Origin of the sequence: Mesorhizobium sp. LSJC280B00 (assembly GCF_000502835.1) — a bacterium.
Taxonomy (GTDB): domain Bacteria; phylum Pseudomonadota; class Alphaproteobacteria; order Rhizobiales; family Rhizobiaceae; genus Mesorhizobium.
In genome coordinates this window covers 185,098-208,806 of the sequence record NZ_AYVL01000003.1, presented here as the reverse complement: position 1 = coordinate 208,806, position 23,709 = coordinate 185,098, and the positions used below count along the sequence as shown (strand labels likewise).

The following is a 23,709-nucleotide window of genomic DNA, read 5'->3' as shown; positions in this document are numbered from 1 at the left end:
ATCAAGATGAACGACGAGAACTCGATTACCGTCGATGTGGTCTCCGACGTCGTGTGCCCCTGGTGCTTTATCGGCCAGAAACGGCTCGACAAGGCGATTGCCGCCGTCGATATCGACGTTCACATACACTGGCGGCCCTTCCAACTCGACCCGACAATCCCGCCCGAAGGCAAGAACCGCCGCGACTATATGGTGGCGAAATTCGGCAGCGAGCAACGCATCCGCGAAATCCATGCCCGGATCGAGCCGCTGGGCGAGGCTGAAGGGATTTCCTTCGCCTTCGACGCTATCAAGGTCGCGCCCAATACGCTGGATGCGCACCGTCTCATTCGCTGGGCCGGGACGGCCGGCGAGGCCATTCAGAACCGGGTGGTGCGTCGGCTGTTCCAGCTGAATTTCGAGGAAGGCGCCAATCTCGGCGATCATGCCGTGCTGATCGAAGCCGCGCGCGAAGCCGGCATGGATGCCTCCGTGGTCGAAACGCTTCTGCCGACCGACGCCGATGTCGAGGCGGTGCGCACCGAAATCGCCACCGCTTCGCGCATGGGCATATCGGGTGTGCCGTGCTTTCTGCTTGAAGGCAAATATGCGGTGATGGGCGCCCAGGACGCCGATACGCTCGCCGATGCACTCCGCCAGGTCGCCGCGGCCAAGGCACGCGGCGAACTGGAAACAGCGAACTGAGTCGGGCTACTTCACCGTCACCTTGGCCTTGCTGATGAAAAAGCCATGGCCATGCTTGCCGGTGCAGGTCAATCCCTTGGTGGATGACTGGCAGGAAAACGGGCCCTTACTCCAGCTGGCGCCGTACGCCAGCCTGGTGACGCCGCCGCAGCAGCCTTGCTCGCCCGGATTCTTGATCAGCGTCGCCGGACCTTTCGGGCCGAGGATGACGGTGACGTAGCTGGGCTCGACGCGCGAACAGCTCAGTTCCGGTCCGCCATCCTGTGGCTCGTAGGTGCTGGTGCCGCCGTTCGGCGTGTAGATGCAGCCAATATTGCCGGACGGCGTGTTGAACTCGATCTGTCCCTCGGCGTTTGCGGGAACGGTCTGGCTGCCGGCATATGTTTGCGGCAGCCAGAAAAATGTTGCGAGCGTCGCGACAAAAAATGTCCGTGCAAGCATGGCGAACTTCCCCCCGGTTCAAACCTGGATGCGTCCGGCAGGTTCAATCCGAAGCGCGTGTTTGTCAAACGCGGTTTGTGCGCGCTCTTAAAAAGGCACGGGCTAATTGATATTGATCTTCATCCTGGACTGTGTCGGCAAAGTCATTGCTTGGCCGACTACGGGTCCTGACAAGGCGGCTTCAACCACGAATCATACGGTCACGTTCTGGCCGCCGACGAGGCCGGACTGGCCGTGAAGGCGAGTCAGGCTGTGAAGATCGACCGCTGGACGGCGCTTCTATGTTCACAAAGCTGTGTGAAGACCTTCCCCAGGGGAAGGTCTCTACTTGCTCCGGCGCAGGCAAGTAACTATTTGAAATTGCGTTGGTATTCCGCCTCTCGAAGCATGACGACATAGCGCCGTGATCATTCATTCTGTTGCTCCACTGCAACGGCCGGCGAGCTAAGCCACCTGCGACTGGTGAAAAGCTAATGGAAAATGATCAATTGGTGTTACTGTCCGTAACAAAAGAAAAATCGTTTGGGCGGGATAGTGATTCGGGTCGATAGACCAACGCGACATTCAATATCGGAAAAATGGCTCCGCGGTGCCGCAAGGCAGTCGCCCCTGACGCCCGTATCGTCGATGCGCAGCTTCTGGGGACTGATGCGGGCCTACTGGTTCTCGGACAAGTGGGTCGAAGCCTGGACGCTCACCTTGGTAATAGGCTTGCTGACAGGGCTCTCTAGCAAAGCCGACGTCTGGTTTACCGTGGCGGCGGCTGAACTATATACCTCAATCGCTTTTTTTCACGACGCCGCGAATACCACGCCGCTCAAAACGTTGCTGACCAATGCCGGCCTGCTCGTGCTGCTGGTCGTGCTCAAGGACATGGGCATTACCAGTACATGCAAGTTTGTATCGGCGACATTGCATCGCAAATGGCGCGGCTGGCTAGATAGCCGCTTCAATGCGGCGCTACTCGACCCCAACCATTCACACTACCACGCCCAGCATGGCTCGTCCGGCACGGCAGCGCCCGACAACATCGACCAGCGCGTGCAGGAATCGATCAAGGACATGACAGGCGGCGCTATTGGGCTTGCCATGGGCGTATTCAGTGTCTTTACCTCGCTCTACTTTGTCGGTGGAGCTTTGTTGGCAAATTCTGTGGAGGTAAAAGGACTCGAGTTCCTCGGCAGCTACGGGAGTGTCGTGCTTGCTCTGCTGGCGGTCGCTCTCTACGTGCCGTTCAACACCTGGATCGCAGTCAAAATCGGCGGAATGCTGGAGTGGCTCAACATCAGGATGCAGAAGGCTGAAGGCAGCTATCGGGGCGAACTGATCACGTTATTGCGCCGCAGCTTTCATGTGGCGGCCTCGCAAGGCGAAGTCGTGCAGAAGACGATACATAGCCGGCTCTATCTCGACATCGATAGGACTTGGTCGAAGTTCAACATCGTCAACACCATCTATTCGGGATTCGAATCGGTCTATAACTTTGTCGGTGCCAAAATTGTCGCCTTCGGGCCTGGCCTTGTGCCGTTCATCCATAACGGCCTCGACCTCAAGGGTTACATAACAGGTTCCGAACAGGTCAACGCGCTGATCAGCAAATGTTCGTGGTTCATCCATGTCATGCCAAGTCTTGCCACGTTGCGCGCCAACAGCTTGCGCGTCATTGAATTGGCGCAGGCGATCGAAAACGTCCAGCACCCGCAGGAATTTTATCAGCAGACCGGCCGCTCCGATTTTCGCTACGACCGCCAAAACCCGGTTTTCGGCCTGACCATCCAGAAGCTCGAACTGGCGCATCAGGGCGAGGACGCAACGCCCTTCCTGAGTGCTGCAAATTTGCGCTTCCGGCGTGGCGAGTGGACTTTCCTCAAGGGCGAATCCGGTTGCGGCAAGACCTCGCTGGTCAAGGCGATCAACGGCCTGTGGCCTTATGGCCGCGGCACCATCGTCTTCCCGGAAGGGGTCAAGAGTTTCTACGCCGCCCAGGAGGTGAAGCTGCAGCAGGTCTCGCTGAAGCAACTGGTCTGCCTGCCCGGTTCCGAGCATGACTATGCCGATGTGCAGGTCGCATCCGCCCTGCACAAGGCCGGCCTCGGCGATTTCATCGAGCATTTGGCCGATGAGAGCCGTGAAGGAAAGATATGGGATCAGGTTCTCTCGGGTGGGCAGAAACAGAAGCTAGTTGTCGCCCGCATCGTGCTGCAGCAGCCGGGATTGCTGTTCCTCGATGAAGCCACCGGCGCGCTCGATCCCGAAGGACGGATCGCCTTCCATCAGGCGATCAAGGACAATTGCCCTGATGCAACTGTGATCTCGATCATGCATGAGGCGACGCCGCCGAGATCGCTCGCGGGCACCGAATTCTACCACAGCGTGGTTGCGATCGCCGACGGCGTCGCCACCAAGAAGCCGCTGGTTCCGAGCTTGCCGGTAGAGCTCACCACCATCCTCACGCAGCCGACGCGGCCGGCCGAGGACAAATGGCTGCGCTTTCCCCGCCGGCTGAAGCAGAGATAGCCGCGGGCACCACTGCCGGCATCCAGCCAGCCTGCCACGTCGCCCGATCACAGTCTCGCGATCCAGTCGGTTTGCCGCCGCTTTAACCCGCTCTCGCGTTTGACTCGGCAAGGCGCGCTCCTATGTTGCGCCGGCTTGCAGAATCTCAACTCAAACCCGCGAGCAGAAAGGTCACCGCGCCATGCCTGGCGACAGTCACAGTCGAACGAAACCGCCGTCCGCTTGACGTGACCCGACAGGCTCACGTCCTGCCGGACGGCAAGGAGTGAGCCATGAACGAGTTTTCCCCTGTCGCGGGCGGCGATGCCAACGCCATCGCTCGCGTACTTGCCAACGAACACGTCGCCGACATCGTCGAGGCCTTGAACCAGGAGCCCCGCGAGACGGCATCGGAGCTGCTTTGCGAAGTGCCGTTCGGGCGGCTGGTCGAGATCTTCGACCAGCCTGAACTCGACGGCGCATCCGAACTGGTCGAGGCGCTGCCCCGCATCAAGGCAGGCAGACTGCTTGCCGCCATGTCGGTCGATCGCGCCGCCGACATACTGCGCGATCTGAACGAGCCGGCTCGTTCCGAACTGCTCGGTGGCCTGGCGCCACCGCTGCGCGCGACGCTGCTTGCCATTCTCGGCTATCCCGAAGGCAGCGCCGCCTCGCTCATGACGACCGAATATGTCAGCGTGCCGCCGGACTGGAGCGTGGCCCGCACGCTGGATTACATCCGCAAGGTGGAGCGGACGCGCGAAACCGTCTACGCGATCTACATCGTCGATCCGCAAACGCATGTCCTGTTGCGCTCGACCAGCCTGCGTCGACTGATCGCTGGCGAGCCGGATCAGCTGATCATAGCAATAGCGCCGGATCGTGCGCCTATCACCGTTTCACCGCTGACCCATAGTGAAAAGGTTGCTCAGTTGATCTCGAAATATGATCTGCTCGCCGTTCCGGTCGTGGACAACGGCAAACTGCTCGGCATCGTTACCATCGACGATATTATCGACACGATGATCGAGGAAACGACGGAGGATGTGCATCGTTTCGGCGGCATGGAGGCTCTCGACGAGCCCTATATGAAGATGGGCTTTCTGGCGATGATCCAGAAACGCGCCGGCTGGCTGTGCGCGCTGTTTATCAGCGAGATGCTGACCGCCAACGCGATGCAGAGTTACGAGGGCGAGCTGGAAAAGGCGATCGTGCTGACGCTATTTATTCCATTGATCATGAGCTCCGGCGGCAATTCCGGCTCGCAGGCGACCTCGCTCGTCATCCGGGCGCTGGCGCTGCGCGAGATCGGCCTTGGCGACTGGTGGCGGGTGGCATTGCGCGAGCTGCCCACCGGCTTGGTGCTTGGCTCGATTCTTGGCGTGGTCGGCGTCTGCCGCATCGCGCTCTGGCAGTATCTCGGCTTCTACGACTACGGCCCGCACTGGCCGCTGATCGCAATTACGATCGGCGCCACGCTGGTTGGCATCGTCACCTTCGGCTCGCTGTCTGGATCGATGCTGCCGTTCGCCCTGAAGCGCATGGGCTTCGACCCGGCCAGCGCCTCGGCCCCGTTCGTCGCCACGCTGGTCGACGTCACCGGGCTGGTGATCTATTTTTCTGTGGCGCTGGTGATCCTGCGCGGAACGTTGCTGTAAGAAAACTCATGCACTTCCATCGCGGCAATTTCGTTGCCGCGATGGGTTGTCGTCGAGTCAGACGCGCTCACCATCTCTCACCCGGTAAGTCGGCTTGTACATGGTGACGAGTTCTTCCGCGGCGGTCGGATGCACCGCCATGGTGCGATCGAAATCATCCTTGGTCAGGCCGGCCTTCAGCGGTATGCCGAGAAGCTGCGCCATTTCGCCGGCATCCGGCCCGAGGATGTGGGCGCCGAGGACCCTTTTCGAGGCGCCGTCGACGACCAGCTTCATCAGCATCTTTTCGTCGCGGCCGGAAAGTGTGTGCCGCATCGGCCGGAAGGTGGCGCGGTAGATTTCAACATCCGAAAAGCGCTTTGCCGCCTCATCCTCCGACAGGCCGACCGTACCGATCTCGGGCTGCGAAAAGACGGCGGTAGCGATCGTGTCATGGTCGGGCGCCGTCGGCTTGTCCTTGAAGGCAGTCTCGACGAAGCAAATCGCCTCGTGGATTGCCACCGGCGTCAATTGCACGCGATGGGTGACGTCACCGATTGCCCAGATGTTGTCGATGTTGGTGCGGGAGTATTCGTCGACGTGGATTGCCCCGGTTTTGGTCATCTCGATGCCGACGCCTTCCAAGCTCATGTTCTCGGTATTGGGAATGCGGCCGATGGCGAGCATGACCTGGTCGACCGTCAGCACCGTGCCGCCGGTGACAAGCGCGTCGAGCCGGCCGTCAGGCCGCTTCCTGACCCACTCGGACACGGCGTGGCAGAGGATTTTTATCCCTTTCTTTTCCATCGTGTCGTGCAGCATGCGTCTGAGGTCCATGTCGAAACGGCTGAGGATCTCCTTGCCGCGGTAGACCAGCGTCGTGTCGACGCCGAGGCCGTGAAAGATGTTGGCGAATTCGACGGCGATATAGCCGCCGCCCTCGATCATGATTGCCTTCGGCAGTTCCTTGAGGTCGAAGGCCTCGTTGGAAAAGATGCAGTGCTCATGGCCGGGCAATGCCGGATGCGGCGCCGGTCGCCCGCCGGTAGCGATCAGGATCTGGTCGGCGGTAACAGTGCGATCCTCACCGAGAAGATGCACCACATGCCGATCGACCAGGGTGGCGCGCGAATGAAAGACCTCGCCGCCGGCGCCCTGCACATTGTTCTGGTAGATGGCCTCCAGCCGGCTGATTTCGCGGTCCTTGTTGGCGACCAGCGTCTGCCAGTCGAAACGCGCCTCAGGCACCGTCCAGCCATAACCGGCGGCATCGGCGAAATGCTCGGGGAATTGCGAGGCGTAGACATAGAGCTTCTTCGGCACGCAGCCACGGATCACGCATGTGCCGCCATAGCGGTATTCCTCGGCAATGCCGACACGCTTGCCGAGTGCTGCCGCGACGCGCGCCGCCCTCACCCCGCCGGAGCCGCCGCCGATGACGAAAAGATCGTAGTCGTAACCGGCCATGGCTGAACTCCTTGCCCCTCAAAACCCCGAGACAGGTAGGCTGCCGACTATCAAAAGAAAAGCCCGGACTTGCCGGGCTTTTGGTCCAGTGGCGGTCAGGCGGCTCGGAAGTCCGCAATCAATTCGGTGTAGCGTCCGCGGGAGCTGCGCCATCGGCCGGAGCGGTACCGTCGGCAGGTGCAGCCGGCGCCTTGGCATTCGCGGCCGCGCCCAGGGTCTCGCCGACCTGCTGGGCGAGATCGCGAGCCAGGCCGTTCTGCCAGATCTCGGCAGCCTTCACCAGTTCGCGCGTCACGATCGGGCCGTTGTCGAGCAGCTTCTTGCCGGAATCGGAATTGTAGAAGGCGGCGATTTCATTGAGTTCCTTTTCCGAGAACACCTTTGCATAGGCGAGCGCCGCTTCCTTTTCCAGGTCGGCGCGGCGCGATGCCAAGGTCATCGCCTTCTCGTTGATCGTCTTGGCGATCAGTTCCTGCATGTCCGGGTTCTTCTGGATCAGCTGCTGCTCCAGTGCCGCGGCCGCTTGCGGCAGGATGCTGTCGAACGTATCCGTCGCATGGATCGCCGCGACGGCGGCACGCGCCGCCTTCAAATGCGCATCGGTGACGTCCTGCGAAAACGCAGGCGACGAAAACGCGAAAACGGCCGAGGCCGCCAGAATGGCAAAAAAGCGGCCAACCCGGTTATGCAACATCATGATCGGTAAAACTCCCTGATTTTCGGGCGGCATGGACGGTTTGGATGCCGTCGCCGCCGGCTATGATGGCCGTTGATGCCAGCCCGATGAAAAGACCATGCTCGACCACGCCCGGAATGGCGTGGAGAGCATTCGAAAGCGCTCTTGTATCCGGAATGCGGCCAAAAGATGCATCGAGGATAAAATGGCCGCCGTCTGTAACAAATGGCTGGCTCCCCGTCATCCTCAATGTAACAGGGCCGGAAAGGCCAAGGTTTGCAGCCGCCGCGCCGACCGCAATTTCGGTGGCGCGCAGGCCAAACCGGTTGACTTCGATGGGCAGCGGAAAACGGCCGATCATCTCGACCATCTTGGAGCTGTCGGCGATGACGATCATGCGGGCGGAGGCCGCCGCGACGATCTTTTCGCGCAGCAGCGCACCGCCGCCGCCCTTGACCAACGTCAGCGCCGGATCGATCTCGTCGGCGCCGTCGATGGTGAGGTCGAGCTCGGGGGTTTGCTCGAGGGTGGACAGCGGCACACCAAGCTCGGTGCAAAGGACGGCGGTGCGCTCCGAGGTCGGCACGCCGATGACAGTCAGGCCGGTGGCGACCTTGTCGGCGAGCAGCCGCACGAACTCGTCCGCCGTCGTGCCGGTGCCGATGCCGAGCCGCATGCCATCCGTGACATGGGCAAGCGCTGCCCGCGCGGCCTCAACCTTCAATTGCCTCGCATCCATGCCGGGTCCCGAGATTTGTTTCGGCGCTCGTAGCATTTTTGCCGGGCTGGTCAAAGGACCTTGCCCGCGGTGGATAAGCCGTCTTGCCTGAACGGGCCGCAGCGGTTATCGCCTGCCGGCAATCAAATCGTCACAGGACAGGCCATGACCCGACCGATCATCGTGTTCGACCTCGACGGGACGCTGATCGACACGGCGCCGGACCTGCTCGACAGTCTCAACCACAGCCTTGCCGCCAGCCAGCTCGCGGCCGTCGACGAGGCCGGCTTCAAGCGCTTCGTCGGCCATGGCGGCCGGGTGATGATCGAGCGCGCTCACGCAGCGCAGCACAGGTCGCTGGCAGTGGAGGAGCACGACCGCCTGCTCAAGCTGTTTCTGGACCATTACACTGTTAACATCCCCGGCAAATCGCGCCCCTACCCCGGCGTCCCCGAGGCGATCGCACGGTTCGAGGCAGCCGGTTACCTGCTGGCCATCTGCACCAATAAATACGAGGCCAATTCGGTGGCGCTGATCGAGGCGCTCGGTATGACCAGGCATTTCGCGGCGATCTGCGGTCAGGATAGTTTTCCGTTCCGCAAGCCCGACCCGCGCCATCTCACGCAGACCATCGCGCGCGCCGGCGGCGATCCGCACCGTGCACTGATGGTCGGTGATTCGCAGACCGACATCGACACGGCGAAAGCCGCCGGGATTCCGGTGGTGGCAGTCGATTTCGGCTACACCGATCGTCATGTGCGGGAGTTCGAACCGTCGGCGGTGATCTCGCATTTCGATTCGTTGACGCTCGATCTGATACAAAGACTGATGGCCGCGGCAGAGGGCTGAAGCCGGCCATAGTCCAGACCGCCAGATGACGGCCGACAAGTGGTTGACTTAGCAGGCCGGCCTCCCTTATATCGCGGCGCGCTTGGCCTTCGGGCAACGAGCGGGCGATTAGCTCAGCGGGAGAGCACACCCTTCACACGGGTGGGGTCGCAGGTTCAATCCCTGCATCGCCCACCATCTGCTTTCCTGAATCAATTCCAAGTCAGAGCGGCTAGTGGTCAAAATCTGACGCTTGGTGCCGAAGCAGTAGGCCCGCTCTGGGTAAACCTGCCTTTCGCTCCGGCTGCTGAAGCGGCTTTTATCGCGCCTACTGCAAGCATATTGCCCATTCGGCAAACTCGCGCGTCGAGGCCGTTTTCAGCGGCGCGAAGCAATCCCCGCCGCCTCGGAGCGGCTGGAGCGCCCGTCGCGGTCATCAAGCGGTCGCTCGCTACGCTCCCGCTACGGACTCGATGTCACCCATTGTGAGGCCGCAGCCCGATCACGGTCCGCGCTAAACCCAACCCGAACCAAAGTGTCCACACGGACATCACCAGTGATGCCACGACCCAGACGAAGCTGCCCAGGGTGACTCCGAGCCACATGCCCAGGGGCCAACCGAGGAAGGCTCCAATTCCGGCCACGACTGCGATGTACGATGCCCAGACCGGCGTGGCTCGGTGAGTGGTCTGCGCCTCGTTGCCAGCGATCACGGCAACGGCCAACGCCAAAAACATGAAGCCGTTAGCCTTTCCTTCGGAAAATGCCCACCAGGCCTCGAAAGTTGCCGTGTCCCCGGCGGCAGCAGCGGCGGAGACCACTGTGGCCTCGGCCACCGCGGTCGTCATGGTCCAGAGCGCGCCGACAGTCAGCACACCCCAGGCAGACAACGTCCACCACGCCTCGGTGAGGCGCGATCTGGCCGCCAGCACGATCAGACCTGTCAGGACGAACAGTGATAGCGCTACCGCGGAAACCCAATGGATGATCGCCCATCGGACAGGGTCGTCGGTGATGACTCCCATCTGGCGACCCATGTCGGGATCGATCGGACCATGGCCGACCAGCGCGCCTGCCAGCAGGATAGAGGCGATCGCAAGCCAAACTCCTGCTACGCGCGTTCCTTCATCTGTGTTTGCCATAGAGACCTCGCGCAGTAATGGTCCCATGTCCCATCTAGCGCCAGATTTCAAACGGTTGCAAGATGGCCAATGATCGGAACGGGTCAACTGACGCCGTAGCATTGCCACGTCTGTACGACCGGAAAGGGTCGGAACAGATAATCCGCATCGGGCACCAAGCGTCAGATTTTTACCACTAGCAGCTGCAGGTCGCCCCCTCGCCGCCAAAATTCTTTTGGGCGAAATTCGAAGCGCTGCTGTAGCTTGTATAGCTCTGGAACTGGCAAACGTTGGAGCCGGCCCGCACCTCATCTGCTCGATATCCCAGAACGAAACCTCGATGCGGTCGTCGGCGCAATAGACCGTATAGCGTTCAGGTTCGAGCGCTGCGGCTTTCTGCACAGGCATCGAAACGGCCAGGATGGAAAGTATGGAAAGTACAAATATGATGGCATGACGCATTTGCATGTAAAACCCCGAATGACCACCGGCATTATTACGGCCGCGATGTTGAGGCGACGCATCATGATTTTAAGCAGTCGCCGTGTTCTTTCGGCAGCCATAAATCAGGTACGGCCGGCGCCTCCTTGTAGCGCAACGCCCGGCGATCCCGGAACAAACCTGCATGGAAACGAGTTTCTGCTGATCGAGATGTGAGGGAAAGCCATGTCCAGACTTGTTTTGGCGGCCGCCGTGCTGCTTGTCGGCGGATCGGCCTTTGCCGCGGACGAAAATCCGGTGCCGCCGCAGAATGCCAAGAAGCTGTCGGAAATCATCGCCAAGGTCGAGCAGCGCGACGACTTCCGCTACATCAAGGAAATCGATTGGGACAGCGATGGCTACACCGTCATTTATTACACGAGCGACAAGGCGAAAGTCGAAATCACCTACGATCCGGTGACAGCCGCGCCGAAATGAAGCTGGGCGCCAACGGTCCAGATTCTAAAAAATGGCGCGCCTCGAAGGCCCCCGGCCTTCGGCAGACGCTTGCGTAGATATGACTTTGATGGCTGACTGAGTGCTATCATTGCGCGCGGGGGTGGGCATGGCGACGGTAAAGCACGTATTGAAACGCTTTCTGATGATGCTCGCGGGTTATTTCATAGCGGTACTGGTTGGGCTGATCGCGGTGGCGGCGATCTATGGCGGGCTGAGTTCGCTGCCAAATGCGCCGAATTATTTCGACGTCATGGGTGTCACCCCCGTTGCGGTGCTGCTGTTGCCGCCGCTAGGCATGTTCATCTATTTTCTGACGATCGTGCTGACCGGCTTGCAGACGCTGATCTTCGCACTGATTGCCGAGTTTTTCTCGCTGCGCAATTTTTGGCTGCACATGGTCTTCGGCGGGGCGGCCGCGGTTGGCGGCTTCGCCTTGATCTGGCCCAGTGTACCGGATGACACGAACCCGGAGCGCTGGGCCGATATCGGCATCATTGCCGCCGCAGGCGTTGTCGCGGGCTTGGTCTATTGGCTCATCGCCGGACGCGATGCCGGTTTCCGGCGTCCACTGTTTCAGCGCTAGAACCGCATTCGTCAGCTTGCCGGCGAACGCACCGCTTCCGTGCTGTCGAGCGCCTGCTGCAGCCTTGTATCGCGGCCGTAGACGTCATTGAAATATTCTACCTTGCCGGACAGGTCCGGCCATGCGGTGAAATAGGCGACATAGACCGGGATCTTGCGTGTCACGTCCTCGGTCGAATGTCCGTGTTTCAGTTTGTCCTCGATGTAGTCGACCGAGGTGCCGAGCACGGCAGCGGCCATGCCGCGCGGATCCTGCAAGCGAACGCAGCCATGGCTGAGCGCACGCATGTCGCGCTGGAAAAACGACTTCTGCGGCGTATCGTGCATGTAGATTGCATGCTTGTTGGGGAACAGTATCTTCAGCTCGCCCAGCGCGTTGGCCTCGCTCGGCAGCTGGCGCACGCCGTAGGGTATCTTTGCGCCGTAGGCGCCCCAATTGACCGAGGACGAGGGAATGCGCTTGCCGCGGGCATTGACCACCTCGTAGCCGGCGCGGTCGAGATAGCCAGGATCCCGGCGCAGCCGCGGCAGCATCTCGTTGATCAGGATCGACTGCGGCACGCCCCAATAAGGATGGAAGTCGACCTGCTCTATCTGGTCATAGAAGAAAGCAGTCTGGTTGGTGGGCCTGCCAACCACGGCGCGGGTCTTCAGCTTCTCCTCGCCATCATCGATATAGCTCGCGGTGAAAGCCGGCTGATTGATGAAGACGCGCGGGCTGCCAAGGTCGGAAGGCAACCAGCGCAACTCTTCGAGCGCAACCCGAACCTTCTGAATTTTGTCAGCCTTGGACGTTCCGGCCAACGATGCAACGGTACGCGGGCCGATGACGCCGTCGCCTTTCATGCCGGCCCGTTTCTGCACCGCCTTGATCACCGGCACCAGCTCCGGATCGTAGACCTCGCTGGTAGCGAGCCTCGCCAGGACCTCGCCATAGGCGCCGCCCATCTCGTCATCGAGATTGCGCGCGATCTTTGTCAAAAGCTTCGGCAGCTCGGGGCTGGTCTGCCCCGGCTTCAACAGCAGATTGGGATCGATGGTGATTTCGTCTTCGGCGCTGGCCTGGAGCGCTTCCAGTTCGACGCGCAGCGCCTGATACTCGGAATTCTGTGGATGCCGCGACTCGAGATAAATGCGCACTTGCTGGGTATGGGCCAGCGCCTTCAGCACCCCTTCCATGTCGAGCGGCTTCGGCGGAAAATCGTAGTAGCCGGTCATGCGGTTGGGATCGACGCGGCCGCTTTGTGCGTCACGGGCGTAGCGCAGGACACGCGCCGACAGCGCCATCTCGAAGCGGACCAGCTCTTTCAGGCGTTCATCGACATTGCCCGCCGATGTGCCTGCTGCCGGAACTTCGACGGTGTAGTCGGCGGGCGTCAGGCCGTAGCTCGCGGCCTCGCCCAGCACCCGCACGGCATCCTGGGCACGGCTGCTGGGACTGGTTCCCGTCACCCAGATGAAATCCGGATTGGCCGAGTAATAGGCGATCAGCGCCTTGGCGATGTCCTTCTCGGCGTAGAGATCATAGCCGTCGAGGCCGGCAATGGCTTCGCGGAATGCAGCCCCGGTGGCCGCCGGCTCGAAAGCAGCGTCCTGAGGCGTTGCTGGTTCAGGCGCTGCCGACAGTGCCGAAAAATCGACGCGCACCAGCGGATCGCTCTTGTAGGTATAATAGGACGGGCCGCTGATTTGCGCACCACCACCGCCCCCACCACCGGAAGCGGCCGGCGCCTTGGGCTTCGGCTTGTATTTTGACGGTGGCGGCGGAAAGTTACCTTTCGGCGGTGCGTGTTTGACGCCGCCGCCGAAAAGCATGTCGAAGAACCCTTGCGCTTCAGCCTTCGGCGCCCCGAAGGCCAGCATTGCCGCGGCCACCGCAAACGGCAGCACGGTTGCTTTGTTTCCAAGGAGTTTCATGGATCACCCGCTCCGGTTGAACCGGATCCCGTTCCGCACCGCTTTCACGGTCTCGCCCACCCCATGGCGGATGTAAGGCGTGACTACACTGATTCATACTGATTTCGTTAAGCTTTCATAAATTTCGGAACGTCTGTTGCAGAACGGTTTCACAACGTCGTGACGGGGGAGCGAATCCGCCGTCGCTCCCGACCAATGGTAGTGCCCGTGAGCCAAACCTCAAGCGTTGGCGCCGCCGTCGATGGTCAATGCCGCGCCTGTCACGAAGCGCCCTTCGGGGCCGGCAAGCCACGCAACCATGCCGGCGATCTCGTCGGCCGTGCCGAAGCGAGGCATCGCCATCTTCTGGCGCTGATGCTCGGCGTGCGGGCCGCCTGCCGGATTCATGTCGGTATCGGTCGACCCCGGATGGACGACATTGGCGGTGATGCCGCGCGGACCGAGATCGCGTGCAAAGGCCTTGGTCAGGCCAACCAAGGCAGCCTTGCTGGCCGAATAGGCGCTCAGGCCGGCGTCCGTGGCACGCTCGGCCAGATTGCTGCCGATCGAGATGATCCGGCCACCCTCGCCCATATGCGCTGCTGCCGCCTTGGCGGCGACGAACGGGGCTCTGAGGTTGACCTCCATTGTCTCATCGAAATCGGCAAGCGACAGGACATCGATCGGCGCAGCGCGCCAGATGCCGGCGCTATTGACCAGGATGTCGAGCCGTCCGAAGGCTTTTGCTGCCTCATCGACTGCCGCCTCGATCGCACCAGCATCGCGATTGTCGGCCTTGATGGCAAAGGTCCGGCCGCCGGCCGCCTCGATTTCCCTGACCACCGCACGCGCCCCTTCCTCGCCATTCACATAGGTGATCGCCACGCCTGCGCCGTCGGCCGCGAGCCTTCTTGCGATCGCCGCACCAATGCCGCGGCTGCCGCCGGTGACGAGGGCGGCCTTGCCGTTCAAGCTTCTGGATGACATCTGCTTCTCCATTTTGTAGTGATTGATACATAAATATCTGCCAGCCTTGCTGAACCACGTCAACTGAATTATGTATCGATCAATACAGAAAGGATGCCATGCCGGAACGAGGCCGCCCCCGCACCTTCGATCGAGCCGCCGCCTTGCGGCGCGCAATGGAAGTGTTTTGGGCCAAGGGTTATGAGGGCGCGTCGATAAGCGACCTGACCGCTGCAATGGGCATCAACTCACCCAGCCTCTATGCCGCCTTCGGCAGCAAGGAAGCGCTGTTTCTCGAGGCAACCGAGCTTTACACGCGGGTCGAGGGAACCGAGATCTGGTCCGCGCTGGACAAGGCGCCGACCGCGCGCCAGGCGGTCGAGCGGTTCCTGCGGCAGACGGCCAGGGCCTATTCACAGACCGGTCGCCCGCAAGGCTGCCTTATCGCGCTCGGCGCTTTGCACCAGGATTCAAGCCGCGGCGCCATCTGCGATGATCTGCGCCGTCGCCGCGCCGAAAACCGCGAAGCCTTGCTGAGACGCCTCGAGAGTGGCGTGGCCGAGGGAGAGTTGCCGGCCGATTTCGACTGCGGTACGGCCGCGACCTTCTACGCGACCGTGCAGCACGGCATGTCGATCCAGGCGCGCGACGGCGCGTCGCGCTCGGCTCTTCTGGCGACGGTGGCCGGGGCGATGGCAGCTTGGATAGCGATGGCCAGCACCGGGGCGGCGTGACGGTCGAAACCGGCTGACAAGAACGATATTCAGGTCACTGCAGAGACGGCTCCAGTCTGCCGGCAACGAAGCCAACGGCACGCTCCGCCACACCCCTGTCGGCGAGAATGCGGCGGTGGCCGAGCCCGTCGGCCCAGTAAAGCCGCACATGGTCGCCGGCGCGCGCGTAGAGCCTTGCATGCTCGGCGGACACTTCGCGGTCGTTCGGCGCGTGGATCACCAGCGTCGGCAGCGGCGTGCTTGCGAGCTGGCGGTCACCGGTGAACTCGTGCAACGGCCGGCCGGCGATGCGCTCGACCCGGTCGGCCATGGCGGCCTGCGAGCGCGAGCCGACATTCAGCATGCGGCTGAAATCAGCGAAGATCGCCGGCAGCGAGCTCGGCGCGGCGATAAGCACCAGCCGCCCGGCCGCCAATCGCGGGATGTTCCTGATCGAACCGGCGACGGCGTTGGCGGCAACGGCACCACCAAAGGAATGGCCGACAATGGCCGCGAACGGGCCGAACCATTCGCCGGCAACCCGTGCCGCATCGACCGCACTGACCAGGGTAAGCCGGCGGCCCTGCGACTGGCCGTGGCCCGGCAGATCGAGCGAGACCACCTTGTAGCCGGCATCGCGATAGGCTTCGATCAGCGCGCGCATGTATTCGGTGCGCGAACGCCAACCATGGATGACGAGCACGGTGCCGGCAGTCGCCCTGCCCGGCTCGGGCCGGAATTCATGCACCATGACGCAGCCGGTTCTGGTCTTTAGCCGGTGATGGCGTGCCTGGGTCATGAAATCGGCGGCGCGATCAATTGCGCTGCGCTCGCCTTTGCTCAAGCTCTTCTCGTGCGGCGTGCGGCAGAACAGCTCGAATGCAGCACGCCCGGTGAGTCGCGGTGCCACATGCTCAGCCACGCCGAACGTGCCGCGGATGACCTTCAGTCCAAATGATGCCATAGTGGCGATCCATTCATTGGTTCAAGCATGAACATAATAGTTCAAACATGAACATTAAGCAAGACCTGCCCTGGGACAACCCGCGTTTTCGCAACTGGGTCGCGGTGGCGCGCGCCTGCCATGTGGTGGAACGCACCCTGGCGGTGAAGCTTGCGCCGCTCGACCTGAAGCCGGCGCAGCTCGACGTGCTGATGAACCTCTACCGTCATCCCGGCATGTCGCAGCACGACCTTGCTCGTCGGCTGCTGGTCGGCCGCTCCAACATCACTATGCTTTTGCCTCAGCTGGAGGCCCGTGGCCTGCTGCGCCGCGAGGGCGACGAGAAGGACAAGCGCGTGCTGAGGCTGACGTTGACAGAGGCCGGCGAGGCACTGCTGATGCAGGCGCTGAAGGTCCATATGGCGCTGATCGAGAAGGCGATGAGCCAGTCGACGCCGGAACAATGTGACATGATCGGCGAACAGATGCGTAGGATTGCCGAGGTTTTGAAGACCGCCTGACAGCCCAGTGCTCCACCACCAAATGCTTCACCACATCGATTTTTTCGCGCGCTCGGGCCATTCCTTGTCGTAGACCTCGCCGTCAATGTTCTTGCGGCTGGTGATTTCCAGGATTTGGCCGGGAGTCGGCAGCGATCTCGGGTCGACATGCCTTGCCGGATTCCACAGTTCCGATCGGTGGATGGCGCGGGCGCACTGGAAATAAACCGCATCGATCTCGATGATCGTCACCGAGCGCGCCGGCTTGCCCTCGACGGCGAACGAGGCGCAGAGCCCGGTATCGGTGGTGATGTGGGCGCGGCCATTGACGCGCAGCGTCGTGCCGGAACCCGGCACCAGGAACAGGAGCGCGACGCGCGGATCGCGAAGGATGTTCCTTAGCGAATCGGCACGGTTGTTGCCGCGCCGGTCCGGCATCATCAGCGTTTTCGGATCATGGATGCGGACGAACCCGGCGAGATCGCCGCGCGGCGAGCAGTCCAGCCCTTCTGGCCCGCAGGTTGCGAGCGCGGCAAACGGCGAAGCCTCGATGATAGCTGCGTATTCGCGAATCAGCTGGTCGAGTTCCTTGACCACCGACGCCTCGCCGGGCAGGCCATAGAGCGCTTCAAGCTGTTCGATGCTGGTGATCATGGACATGTTTTCGTCTCCAAAGCTTTGCCGGCGCTACTCCAGATGGATGACGTTTTCACGACAAGTGCCCGTTTGCCGGTCATCAGGAAACGGGTGTCGAGGCAACGCAAACAAGGGCAAACCGCTTTACCTGCATGATCGTGCCAATGGATACGGAGGTCAAAAATGGATAAACCGCTCGACCGGCGACGCACCGCCATGGAACTTATTGAAAACATGTTCAATGTTGAAATGCGTTTCCTGCAATCAGGGTCGGAGAGCCTTGATGTGCTTGCCGGCGCATTTCATGCCGAGATTGTCGTGCATGAGCCGCGCTCCCTGCCCTATGCCGGTGACTGGAACGGCCTCGACGGCGTTGGCGCCCTTTTCCGCAAAATGCGGGAAATCTGGAGCGACGTGGCGGTGGAGGACCTTCAGGTCGCCCAAAACGATGACACGGTGTTCATGAGCTGCTCGCTTTCGCTGACATCGCGGGCCAATGGTGCAACCATCAAACAGCCGTTTGCCGAAGTCTTGCGCTTCAAGGATGATCGGCTGATCGAAGGTACGCCGTTTTATCACGACACCAGCGAGATACTGGCAATCCTGCGTTGACCTGAGAGTCCTGCGGGATCCATTCAACGGTCGCGGCTCAGCCCCTTCTCTTCCAGTTCGGCGAGATAGGCGGCCCAGCGTGCATCCTTCTCATGACCCAGCGTATGCAGGTAATTCCAGGTGAAGATGCCGGTATCATGGAAATCGTCGAAGGTGATGCGCACGGCATAATTGCCGACCGGCTCGATCTTCAGAATCGTTACATTGCGCTTGCCGGGAACGGTGACGCGCTGTTCGGGCGAATGGCCCTGCACCTCGGCCGATGGCGAGGCGACGCGCAGCAGCTCGGCCGACAATTCGAACGGCTGATGGCCCGGAAAGGTGACGGAAAGCAGCTTGCGGTCCTTCGAGACCCTGAGTTCTTTTGGCGCTGTCATGCTGATGGATCCTGCGGAATACCACCCTTCCCTACGCCGCTTCGCGTCGAGGGAACAGGCCGTTTCAGAACTTCCGACATGATCTGTCGGCGTCGGAATGTTACCGATGATCGCGAGCTTCTATCTTGAATGCCAAGTTGGCTCGTATCACATAGCCATATATAACGAAGCCGTTCACGCCCACGGGAAGCGCACAAGCATGGATATGATCGATCCTTTCGGTCGCACGATCACCTACCTGCGCGTGTCGGTCACCGACCGCTGCGATTTCCGCTGCACCTATTGCATGGCCGAGGACATGACGTTCCTGCCGAAGAAGGACCTGCTGTCGCTGGAAGAGCTCGACCGGCTCTGCACGGTCTTCATCGAAAAGGGTGTGCGCAAGCTCCGCCTCACCGGCGGTGAGCCGCTTGTGCGCAAGAACATCATGCACCTGGTACGCCAGCTTTCGCGGCATCTCGAGAGTGGTGCACTGGAAGAGCTGACGCTGACCACCAACGGATCGCAGCTTTCCCGCTTTGCCACCGAGCTCGCCGACTGCGGCGTCAAGCGCATTAACGTCTCGCTCGATACCCTCGATGCCGACAAATTCCGCCAGATCACCCGCTGGGGCAATCTGGACAAGGTCATGGACGGCATCGACGCCGCGCAGGCGGCCGGGCTGAAGGTAAAGCTCAACGCCGTGGCGTTGAAGGACTTCAATGACGCCGAATTGCCGGAAATGCTGCGCTGGGCGCATGGCCGCGGCATGGATCTGACGGTCATCGAAACCATGCCGATGGGCGAGATCGACGCCGACCGCACCGACCAGTATTTGCCGCTGTCGCTGCTGCGCGCGGCTCTCGAACGCCAGTTCACGCTAAGCGACATTCCCTACAAGACCGGTGGCCCGGCCCGCTATGTCCAAGTCGCCGAGACCGGCGGACGGCTGGGCTTCATCACGCCGATGACGCATAATTTCTGCGAAAGCTGCAACCGGGTCCGGCTGACCTGCACCGGCACCCTTTACATGTGCCTCGGCCAGGAAGATGCCGCCGACCTGCGCGCGCCGCTGCGTGCGTCGGAAGGCAACGAGCTGGTCGCCGATGCCATCGACGAAGCAATCGGCCGCAAGCCCAAAGGCCACGACTTCATCATCGATCGCCGCACCAACCGTCCGTCGGTGTCGCGGCATATGAGCGTCACCGGCGGCTGATTTTTCGCCGATTTCGTGCAAGAATAATCGCCTTGGTATCGGCGCGAGGCAAAGCGTGCAGCGGTTTTTTGCAGTCCTGACGTTTTTCGGAGTGATGGCGGGGACCACGGCAGTTGCCGCGCCATTTACCTACACGAACGAGCGCTTCGGTACCATCTGCACCTTTCCGGATGAAATCTTCACTCTTCGCCAGCCTGAGCCGGACAATGGCGATGGACAACAATGGCTCACTGCCGATGGCGCCAGCCTGATCTGTTCGGGTATCCTCAACATCGATGATGACACCCCGACAGCCTTCGTCTCCGCCGAGAGGGCCAGCAAGGAACCTGGCTACAGGATCACCTACAGCAAGACCGGCAAGGACTGGGCGGTGCTGTCGGGCATCAAAGGCGGGAACATCTTCTATGAACGCCGCCTGTTCGGAAAAGACGGTGTCATCCGCACGGTCTGGATCGACTACCCGCCAGCCCTGAAATCGAAATACGACCCGCTCGTCGATGCGATCGCCGGCAGCCTCAGGGGACCGTGAGCATCCGGCGACGTCAGAACTTATTGGCAGCCTATTGTTTTTGCTAGCGAGTCACGGTTGTTGGCGCGTGTAGTCATATCGTACGGCAAGCCATTTTTTGCCGCTGCCATTGGCCTGGAGGAAATGTTGCTCGGCCACTTCGTGATTGTCGCCGTCCCTGGAAATGACGAAATCGGAGGCCGTGAACCGCCCTTCGACCTCCGGGCCGAAGCCGACGAAACCAAGCGGCTGGAACAGCAGTGAAATCTTGCCGTCCTCCTCGCCACCAAAACTCCAGGCGGGCATGATCCCTGCCGGGAAACGGGTGTCCATGGAGACATACTTCCAGCGGCCCTCCACCCGGTCATAGCTCAAATAGGCTATCCGCTGGAAGTCCGGCATTTTCGACCCGGGCGCCGGGCGCATCACCTCCTGCATGAAGGGACCGATCATCGTGCGCTCGGCCACCAGCCCCGTCATCACGATCGGCTGGGCGCCGGGCGTTGGCCAGATCGTGTTGACGACGGACCATTTCCCGACGCGGCGAGCGAGCTCATCCGCTTCGTGACCCGGCGTGGACATCCGTTCGACTGCCGACGCCGAAGCGCCGTTCTCGGCGAACGCAGGCGCTATCGCCATGAGGATAACCGCCAGGGCAGAGGAGAACCGGAAAGCCGACGAAACATGCCGCCTGCTGCCTGTGCCAAGCCAGTCCGCATTGCCTCGTGCATTCATCATGGACCATCTCCCCAACACGATCAGAAGCTTACAATGACCAATTTGGTGAATCTTGCCGAGCAAATTTGATCTCGTCGAAAAATTCTCCTCGAGCCGCAGTGTGACAAATTTGCCCTCCGAACCCATCCTTTAGAACGGCACCTTTTTTGGGGTCACACCCAGAAAAGGTCTTGTCCGCAAACGGTCACCGGATTTACCGCAAGCCCATTCGGGCCTAGCCTCTGCTCTGGAGCGGTTCTTCGCCCAGTGGGGGAATACGATATGCGCAAACTCATTCTTTCTCTTGCATTGCTCAGCCTCGCGGCCCTGCCCGCGGCGGCTCAGTCGATCGGCGGCACCTATGCCGTGGCCGGCACCAATTTCGATGGGTCGTCCTATGGTGGCGACGCGACGATCACGCTGACCAGCGAGACGACCTGCACGATCCATTGGGAGACAGGCGGCTCGTCCTCGGACGGTATCTGCATGCGCAACGACGATGCCTTCTCCGCCGGCTATGTCATGGGCAAGGCGGTCGGTCTAGTCGTCTACAAGGTGCAGGAAGACGGCTCGCTGCATGGCCTGTGGACGATTGCCGGCAAGGAAGGCAACGGCACCGAGGTACTGACGCCCAAATAAGCCCTGCCGCTCTTGCGCGGCAGATGTCACGGGCCACAGAAAGGCTGTGGCCCAGCCCTTTGACGTTGCTGTCTTGTGGGTGCCTGCTAGACGCTCGCTGCAGGACTCACCCGGTAATCGCCTTGCCTCTTTCGCCAAACCTCCGCGGCGCGTTGTTCATGATGGTGGCCATGGCTGGTTTCACTCTCAACGATGCGATCACCAAATTCTCATCGGAATCGATGAACATGGCGCAGGTCATGCTGATCCGCGGCGCCTTCGCTTCGCTGTTCGTTGGCCTGCTTGCGTGGCAACGGGGCGCGCTTGCCCGGCCAGGTTCGATGCTGCAGCCGACCGTTGCGCTGCGCGTCGCCGGCGAGGCCGGCGCCACCGTGTCGTTCCTGGTTGCTCTGGCACATCTTCCGATCGCCAATGTCTCCGCCGTACTGCAGGCGCTGCCGCTGGCGGTGACGATGGGCGCCGCGCTTGTGTTCAACGAGGGCGTCGGCTGGCGGCGCTGGCTGGCCATTGCCGCCGGTTTTGCCGGCGTGCTGATCATCGTGCGGCCCGGCTTCGAAGGGTTCAGCGTCTTTTCTCTGCTGGCGCTGGCCAGCGTCGCATGCTGCGCGGTGCGCGATCTCGCTACCAAGCGGATCCCGCAGGCAATTCCAACATTGCTGGTGTCGACCGCCACCGCACTTGCCATGACAGTTCTGGGCGCGGCACTGCTTTCGCCGATGGGCGGCTGGACACCGATGACAGGACAAAGCACGGCGTTCCTGGCGCTGGCGGCGGTGCTCGTGCTCATCGGCTATCACTTCATCATCACGGCGATGCGGGTGGGCGATATCTCCTTCATCGCGCCGTTTCGCTACACCGCCCTGCTCTGGTCGATCTTGCTTGGCTTCACGATCTTCGGCGATGTCCCCGATCTGCCGATGATCCTCGGTGCCACGATCATCATCGCGTCAGGCCTCTATGCACTCTACCGCGAACGGATCGTCGGACGGCGAAAAACAGCCGCCGAAAGCACTGGACCGGACATGGCGCTGGACGGCATATAGAGTGACTGTCGACGACTGTCTGATTTGAAAACTGGATTTTGGGTCTAGGCAGCAAACGATGGGCCGACATATCGCAGGGATCATTCTGGCCGGCGGCCGATCTAGCCGGATGGGTGGCGGCGACAAGACGCTGCTTGCGCTTGGCGACGGTACCCTGCTCGACCGTGTCGTTTCGCGCCTTGGCCCGCAGGTCGGACCGCTCGCGCTAAACGCCAATGGCGATCCGACACGGTTTGCCGCGACGGGGCTTCCGGTGCTTGCCGACACTGTCAAAGGTTATGCCGGGCCGCTTGCCGGGATCCTGACCGGCCTCGAATGGGCTTCCGACACGACCTGCCAGGCGCTGGTCACGGCTGCCGGCGATACGCCTTTCCTGCCCAGGGATATGGTCGAGCGGCTGCTCGCGGCAGCCGACGAACGCCCCGGCTCGATTGCGGTCGCCTGTTCCGGCGGCAAACGGCATCCGACCTTTGCACTCTGGCCGCTAGGGTTAGATCAGGTCTTGCGACAATTTCTCGTCGAGGAAGACAACCGGCGCGTTGCGGCGTTCATCGACCGGCACGGTTTTGTCGAGGTGGAATTTCCCATCCTGAAATCCGGCGGGGCCGAGATCGATCCGTTCTTCAACATCAACACTCCCGACGACCTTGCCCAGGCCGTGCATCTGTTGCAGAGCATCGAGCCATGAAAAGACGTATTTTCGGCATCACCGGCTGGAAGAACTCCGGCAAGACGACATTGACCGAAAAGCTGGTAGCCGAACTCGTCCGGCGCGGCTGGAAAGTGTCGACGGTAAAACACGCCCATCATGATTTCGACATCGACAAACCCGGAGCGGACAGCTTTCGTCACCGGCAGGCGGGAGCGATGGAGGTCGCGGTCGTGTCGGGCAGGCGCTGGGCGCTGATGCACGAATTGCGCGGCGAGGACGAGCCGACGCTAGACGCGATCCTGTCACGGCTGGCACCGTGCGACATCGTGTTGGTCGAGGGTTACAAGCGCGAAGCGCACAAGAAAATCGAGACGAGACGGCTCGAGGCCAAGGACCGGACACCGCTCTCGGCAGGCGATCCACACATTGTCGCCATCGCCTCCGACTTCCCCATTGTCGGCGAAGACCTGCCGGCCTTCGATCTCGACGACACGAATTCGATAGCTGACTTCATCGAGCGCGCCACAAGCCTGTCGCGCTGAAAATGCGGCAGAAGACAGTTTCCGCCCACTTGCTTTCCAATTTAGGCGTCTGACCCAGCATCATCGCTTTCTGAACATGACCTTCCCTCAAGCGACGGTTTTGCAGTTGCTTTTTCTTGGGAAAGAATGGGAATATCGCATCAGCGGGCGGTCAAAAGCACCGCCCACAGAGCCGTTCGGG

General features: G+C 61.3%; 26 protein-coding genes and 1 tRNA gene. 16 read left to right on the top strand and 11 right to left on the bottom strand.

Annotation, left to right across the window (positions count from 1 at the left end; genetic code table 11):
• Positions 1–6: 6 nt before the first annotated feature.
• Entirely contained in the window at positions 7–684 is a 678-nt protein-coding gene (locus tag X773_RS45710; protein ID WP_023675040.1) for a DsbA family protein, read from the top strand.
• Between the two features lie 6 nt (positions 685–690).
• Here X773_RS45710 and X773_RS45705 read toward each other — a convergent pair whose 3' ends face one another.
• Positions 691–1,125, bottom strand: coding sequence for a hypothetical protein (locus X773_RS45705; protein WP_023675039.1), 435 nt, complete (start codon positions 1,123–1,125; stop codon positions 691–693).
• A 627-nt stretch (positions 1,126–1,752) separates the two neighbouring features.
• Here X773_RS45705 and X773_RS45700 point away from each other — a divergent pair.
• Together X773_RS45700 and mgtE are read left to right on the top strand one after the other, a co-directional pair.
• Complete coding sequence (locus tag X773_RS45700) at positions 1,753–3,642, top strand: ABC transporter ATP-binding protein/permease (RefSeq protein ID WP_023675038.1); 1,890 nt, start codon at positions 1,753–1,755, stop codon at positions 3,640–3,642.
• A gap of 272 nt (positions 3,643–3,914) precedes the next feature.
• Complete coding sequence (gene mgtE / locus X773_RS45695) at positions 3,915–5,279, top strand: magnesium transporter (RefSeq protein ID WP_023675037.1); 1,365 nt, start codon at positions 3,915–3,917, stop codon at positions 5,277–5,279.
• A 57-nt stretch (positions 5,280–5,336) separates the two neighbouring features.
• Here the strand turns inward: mgtE and gor are convergent, their stop codons facing one another.
• From gor to rpiA, 3 genes are all read right to left on the bottom strand, one after another.
• Positions 5,337–6,725, bottom strand: coding sequence for a glutathione-disulfide reductase (gene gor / locus X773_RS45690; protein WP_023675036.1), 1,389 nt, complete (start codon positions 6,723–6,725; stop codon positions 5,337–5,339).
• 118 nt (positions 6,726–6,843) lie between these two features.
• Positions 6,844–7,422 carry a DUF2059 domain-containing protein gene (locus tag X773_RS45685; RefSeq protein WP_023675035.1) on the bottom strand — a complete coding sequence of 193 codons (579 nt, stop codon included), beginning with the start codon at positions 7,420–7,422 and terminating at the stop codon, positions 6,844–6,846.
• Positions 7,409–8,140, bottom strand: coding sequence for a ribose-5-phosphate isomerase RpiA (gene rpiA / locus X773_RS45680; RefSeq protein WP_023675034.1), 732 nt, complete (start codon positions 8,138–8,140; stop codon positions 7,409–7,411). The genes X773_RS45685 and rpiA overlap by 14 nt, the downstream gene beginning before the upstream one ends.
• Before the next feature lie 144 nt (positions 8,141–8,284).
• Here rpiA and X773_RS45675 point away from each other — a divergent pair, with 144 nt between their 5' ends.
• Both X773_RS45675 and X773_RS45670 read left to right on the top strand, forming a co-directional pair.
• The gene (locus tag X773_RS45675; protein ID WP_023675033.1) at positions 8,285–8,968 is read left to right on the top strand and encodes a phosphoglycolate phosphatase; all 684 of its coding nucleotides are present in this window, start codon (positions 8,285–8,287) and stop codon (positions 8,966–8,968) included.
• A 102-nt stretch (positions 8,969–9,070) separates the two neighbouring features.
• A tRNA-Val gene (locus tag X773_RS45670) sits at positions 9,071–9,145 on the top strand.
• A 278-nt stretch (positions 9,146–9,423) separates the two neighbouring features.
• On the opposite strand, the gene X773_RS77845 is transcribed toward X773_RS45670, so the two are convergent.
• Positions 9,424–10,089: a hypothetical protein gene (locus tag X773_RS77845; protein ID WP_210164204.1), complete on the bottom strand. Its 666-nt coding sequence runs from the start codon at positions 10,087–10,089 to the stop codon at positions 9,424–9,426.
• A 645-nt stretch (positions 10,090–10,734) separates the two neighbouring features.
• On the opposite strand from X773_RS77845, the gene X773_RS45660 reads away from it, so the two are divergent.
• Positions 10,735–10,986, top strand: coding sequence for a PepSY domain-containing protein (locus X773_RS45660; RefSeq protein WP_023675031.1), 252 nt, complete (start codon positions 10,735–10,737; stop codon positions 10,984–10,986).
• A 127-nt stretch (positions 10,987–11,113) separates the two neighbouring features.
• Positions 11,114–11,590: a hypothetical protein gene (locus X773_RS45655; RefSeq protein ID WP_023675030.1), complete on the top strand. Its 477-nt coding sequence runs from the start codon at positions 11,114–11,116 to the stop codon at positions 11,588–11,590.
• 11 nt (positions 11,591–11,601) lie between these two features.
• On the opposite strand, the gene X773_RS45650 is transcribed toward X773_RS45655, so the two are convergent.
• Together X773_RS45650 and X773_RS45645 are read right to left on the bottom strand one after the other, a co-directional pair.
• Positions 11,602–13,506, bottom strand: coding sequence for a murein L,D-transpeptidase (locus tag X773_RS45650; RefSeq protein WP_023675029.1), 1,905 nt, complete (start codon positions 13,504–13,506; stop codon positions 11,602–11,604).
• A gap of 219 nt (positions 13,507–13,725) precedes the next feature.
• Entirely contained in the window at positions 13,726–14,472 is a 747-nt protein-coding gene (locus X773_RS45645; RefSeq protein ID WP_023675028.1) for a 3-oxoacyl-ACP reductase family protein, read from the bottom strand.
• 98 nt (positions 14,473–14,570) lie between these two features.
• Here X773_RS45645 and X773_RS45640 point away from each other — a divergent pair, with 98 nt between their 5' ends.
• Entirely contained in the window at positions 14,571–15,185 is a 615-nt protein-coding gene (locus X773_RS45640) for a TetR/AcrR family transcriptional regulator (protein ID WP_023675027.1), read from the top strand.
• Between the two features lie 34 nt (positions 15,186–15,219).
• On the opposite strand, the gene X773_RS45635 is transcribed toward X773_RS45640, so the two are convergent.
• Entirely contained in the window at positions 15,220–16,128 is a 909-nt protein-coding gene (locus X773_RS45635) for an alpha/beta hydrolase (RefSeq protein ID WP_023675026.1), read from the bottom strand.
• 47 nt (positions 16,129–16,175) lie between these two features.
• On the opposite strand from X773_RS45635, the gene X773_RS45630 reads away from it, so the two are divergent.
• The gene (locus X773_RS45630) at positions 16,176–16,628 is read left to right on the top strand and encodes a MarR family transcriptional regulator (RefSeq protein WP_023675025.1); all 453 of its coding nucleotides are present in this window, start codon (positions 16,176–16,178) and stop codon (positions 16,626–16,628) included.
• A 27-nt stretch (positions 16,629–16,655) separates the two neighbouring features.
• Here X773_RS45630 and X773_RS45625 read toward each other — a convergent pair whose 3' ends face one another.
• Positions 16,656–17,267, bottom strand: a complete 612-nt coding sequence (locus X773_RS45625; RefSeq protein ID WP_023675024.1) for a pyridoxamine 5'-phosphate oxidase family protein — start codon at positions 17,265–17,267, stop codon at positions 16,656–16,658.
• 159 nt (positions 17,268–17,426) lie between these two features.
• Between X773_RS45625 and X773_RS45620 the strand changes: the two genes are divergently transcribed.
• Entirely contained in the window at positions 17,427–17,855 is a 429-nt protein-coding gene (locus tag X773_RS45620) for a nuclear transport factor 2 family protein (RefSeq protein ID WP_023675023.1), read from the top strand.
• A gap of 23 nt (positions 17,856–17,878) precedes the next feature.
• On the opposite strand, the gene X773_RS45615 is transcribed toward X773_RS45620, so the two are convergent.
• Positions 17,879–18,238, bottom strand: a complete 360-nt coding sequence (locus tag X773_RS45615) for a DUF971 domain-containing protein (RefSeq protein WP_031211307.1) — start codon at positions 18,236–18,238, stop codon at positions 17,879–17,881.
• Between the two features lie 193 nt (positions 18,239–18,431).
• Here X773_RS45615 and moaA point away from each other — a divergent pair, with 193 nt between their 5' ends.
• Both moaA and X773_RS45605 read left to right on the top strand, forming a co-directional pair.
• Positions 18,432–19,427 carry a GTP 3',8-cyclase MoaA gene (moaA, locus tag X773_RS45610; RefSeq protein ID WP_031211306.1) on the top strand — a complete coding sequence of 332 codons (996 nt, stop codon included), beginning with the start codon at positions 18,432–18,434 and terminating at the stop codon, positions 19,425–19,427.
• 55 nt (positions 19,428–19,482) lie between these two features.
• Positions 19,483–19,956, top strand: a complete 474-nt coding sequence (locus X773_RS45605; RefSeq protein ID WP_023675020.1) for a hypothetical protein — start codon at positions 19,483–19,485, stop codon at positions 19,954–19,956.
• 51 nt (positions 19,957–20,007) lie between these two features.
• On the opposite strand, the gene X773_RS45600 is transcribed toward X773_RS45605, so the two are convergent.
• Positions 20,008–20,736: a DUF1579 family protein gene (locus X773_RS45600; RefSeq protein WP_198023531.1), complete on the bottom strand. Its 729-nt coding sequence runs from the start codon at positions 20,734–20,736 to the stop codon at positions 20,008–20,010.
• A 198-nt stretch (positions 20,737–20,934) separates the two neighbouring features.
• Between X773_RS45600 and X773_RS45595 the strand changes: the two genes are divergently transcribed.
• The 4 genes from X773_RS45595 (at position 20,935) to mobB (ending at position 23,528) form a co-directional block, all read left to right on the top strand.
• Positions 20,935–21,291: a hypothetical protein gene (locus X773_RS45595; protein ID WP_023675018.1), complete on the top strand. Its 357-nt coding sequence runs from the start codon at positions 20,935–20,937 to the stop codon at positions 21,289–21,291.
• A 122-nt stretch (positions 21,292–21,413) separates the two neighbouring features.
• The gene (locus X773_RS45590; protein WP_023675017.1) at positions 21,414–22,334 is read left to right on the top strand and encodes a DMT family transporter; all 921 of its coding nucleotides are present in this window, start codon (positions 21,414–21,416) and stop codon (positions 22,332–22,334) included.
• Positions 22,335–22,392: 58 nt separating this feature from the next.
• Complete coding sequence (mobA, locus tag X773_RS45585; RefSeq protein WP_023675016.1) at positions 22,393–23,022, top strand: molybdenum cofactor guanylyltransferase MobA; 630 nt, start codon at positions 22,393–22,395, stop codon at positions 23,020–23,022.
• Positions 23,019–23,528, top strand: coding sequence for a molybdopterin-guanine dinucleotide biosynthesis protein B (gene mobB, locus X773_RS45580; RefSeq protein ID WP_023675015.1), 510 nt, complete (start codon positions 23,019–23,021; stop codon positions 23,526–23,528). Before mobA ends, mobB begins: the two co-directional genes overlap by 4 nt.
• Positions 23,529–23,709: the final 181 nt, after the last annotated feature.

Coding starts and splice junctions, on each gene's coding strand:
- X773_RS45660 (WP_023675031.1), top strand. CDS start 10,735: ATGTCCAGACTTGTTTTGGCGGCCGCCGTGCTGCTTGTCGGCGGATCG.
- gor (WP_023675036.1), bottom strand. CDS start 6,725: ATGGCCGGTTACGACTACGATCTTTTCGTCATCGGCGGCGGCTCCGGC.
- mgtE (WP_023675037.1), top strand. CDS start 3,915: ATGAACGAGTTTTCCCCTGTCGCGGGCGGCGATGCCAACGCCATCGCT.
- X773_RS45650 (WP_023675029.1), bottom strand. CDS start 13,506: ATGAAACTCCTTGGAAACAAAGCAACCGTGCTGCCGTTTGCGGTGGCC.
- mobB (WP_023675015.1), top strand. CDS start 23,019: ATGAAAAGACGTATTTTCGGCATCACCGGCTGGAAGAACTCCGGCAAG.
- X773_RS45700 (WP_023675038.1), top strand. CDS start 1,753: ATGCGCAGCTTCTGGGGACTGATGCGGGCCTACTGGTTCTCGGACAAG.
- X773_RS45645 (WP_023675028.1), bottom strand. CDS start 14,472: ATGTCATCCAGAAGCTTGAACGGCAAGGCCGCCCTCGTCACCGGCGGC.
- X773_RS45620 (WP_023675023.1), top strand. CDS start 17,427: ATGGATAAACCGCTCGACCGGCGACGCACCGCCATGGAACTTATTGAA.
- X773_RS45595 (WP_023675018.1), top strand. CDS start 20,935: ATGCGCAAACTCATTCTTTCTCTTGCATTGCTCAGCCTCGCGGCCCTG.
- X773_RS45685 (WP_023675035.1), bottom strand. CDS start 7,422: ATGATGTTGCATAACCGGGTTGGCCGCTTTTTTGCCATTCTGGCGGCC.
- X773_RS45625 (WP_023675024.1), bottom strand. CDS start 17,267: ATGTCCATGATCACCAGCATCGAACAGCTTGAAGCGCTCTATGGCCTG.
- moaA (WP_031211306.1), top strand. CDS start 18,432: ATGGATATGATCGATCCTTTCGGTCGCACGATCACCTACCTGCGCGTG.
- X773_RS45630 (WP_023675025.1), top strand. CDS start 16,176: ATGAACATTAAGCAAGACCTGCCCTGGGACAACCCGCGTTTTCGCAAC.
- mobA (WP_023675016.1), top strand. CDS start 22,393: ATGGGCCGACATATCGCAGGGATCATTCTGGCCGGCGGCCGATCTAGC.
- X773_RS45635 (WP_023675026.1), bottom strand. CDS start 16,128: ATGGCATCATTTGGACTGAAGGTCATCCGCGGCACGTTCGGCGTGGCT.
- X773_RS45655 (WP_023675030.1), top strand. CDS start 11,114: ATGGCGACGGTAAAGCACGTATTGAAACGCTTTCTGATGATGCTCGCG.
- X773_RS45640 (WP_023675027.1), top strand. CDS start 14,571: ATGCCGGAACGAGGCCGCCCCCGCACCTTCGATCGAGCCGCCGCCTTG.
- X773_RS77845 (WP_210164204.1), bottom strand. CDS start 10,089: ATGGCAAACACAGATGAAGGAACGCGCGTAGCAGGAGTTTGGCTTGCG.
- X773_RS45675 (WP_023675033.1), top strand. CDS start 8,285: ATGACCCGACCGATCATCGTGTTCGACCTCGACGGGACGCTGATCGAC.
- X773_RS45710 (WP_023675040.1), top strand. CDS start 7: ATGAACGACGAGAACTCGATTACCGTCGATGTGGTCTCCGACGTCGTG.
- X773_RS45705 (WP_023675039.1), bottom strand. CDS start 1,125: ATGCTTGCACGGACATTTTTTGTCGCGACGCTCGCAACATTTTTCTGG.
- rpiA (WP_023675034.1), bottom strand. CDS start 8,140: ATGGATGCGAGGCAATTGAAGGTTGAGGCCGCGCGGGCAGCGCTTGCC.